The organism is Arhodomonas sp. KWT (assembly GCF_010993615.1).
Map to the genome: position 1 here is coordinate 1 of NZ_WNXE01000565.1, position 1,058 is coordinate 1,058.

General features: G+C 68.9%; 1 protein-coding gene. It reads right to left on the reverse strand.

All coding sequences use genetic code 11. From position 1 onward, the window contains the following. Nucleotides 1-80: 80 nt before the first annotated feature. On the reverse strand, nucleotides 81-1,058 hold a 978-nt coding region (locus G7A99_RS20745), incomplete at its 5' end, for a thiamine pyrophosphate-dependent enzyme (RefSeq protein ID WP_240466366.1).

Sequence of the window (1,058 nt, forward strand, 5' to 3'; positions counted from 1 at the left end):
CGGGAACCGCGGCGCGGCGAGCCGGCGGCCGGCGCCGGGCCGGCCGCCAATAAGGCCCGCTCAATCCGGGACGGCGCGGCCTAGAAGGCCTCCGAAGGCGCCAGCCGCTCCGGCCCGTCACGGCTGTCACCGTAATCCCGGGACGGGATGTGATCGCCGGTGACCATCTCGCGGTAGCTCATGCCCGGCCCCACCATCGGGTACACCCCGGCGTCCGGATCGATGACCACCTCCAGGAATGCGGGCCCCTCAAAGCCCACGAAGGCCTTCAGCGCCTCGCCGAGCTCCGCCTTGTCGGTGACGCGGCGGGCGAACTCGAAACCATCCGACTCCGCCGCCTTGATGAAGTCCTTGCGATGCAGGGACTTGTCGCTGCCCGAGAAACGGTCCTCGAAATACAGCCGCTGCCACTGGCGCACCATGCCGTCGCAGCTGTTGTTGAGCAGCAGCACCTTCACCGGCAGGCCGTAGGTGGTGACGGTCTCCATCTCGCCCAGGTTCATACGGATGCTGCCGTCGCCGTCCACGTCGATGACCAGCGCGTCCGGATTGGCGAACTGGGCGCCGATGGCCGCCGGCAGCCCGAAGCCCATCGTGCCCATGGACCCGGAGGTGAGCCACTGGCGCGGGCGGTGGAAATCGAGGTACTGCGCCGCGAACATCTGATGCTGACCCACGCCGGTGGCGATGACCGCCTCGCCCCGGGTCAGCGTATTGAGCCGTTCGAGCACCTCCTGGGGCTGGATGAGCGGCGTCTCGCGGTCGAAGTTCATCGGGTAGCTGCCGCGCAGGCCGCGCACGTGTTCCAGCCAGGGCGTGAAGTCCCGGCGGAAGCCCTCGCTGCGCCCGAACTCCACGAGCTGTCGAAGCGAGCGCCCGGCGTCGCCGACATGCGCCCAGTCCACGAGCTTGACCTTCCCGATCTCCGCGGCGTCGATGTCGATATGCGCCACGTGCTCGGCCATCGGCGCGAACAGTTCCGCCTTGGCGGCCACGCGGTCGTCGAAACGCGCGCCCACGGCGATGATGAAGTCGCAGTCCTCCACCGCGTAGTTGGC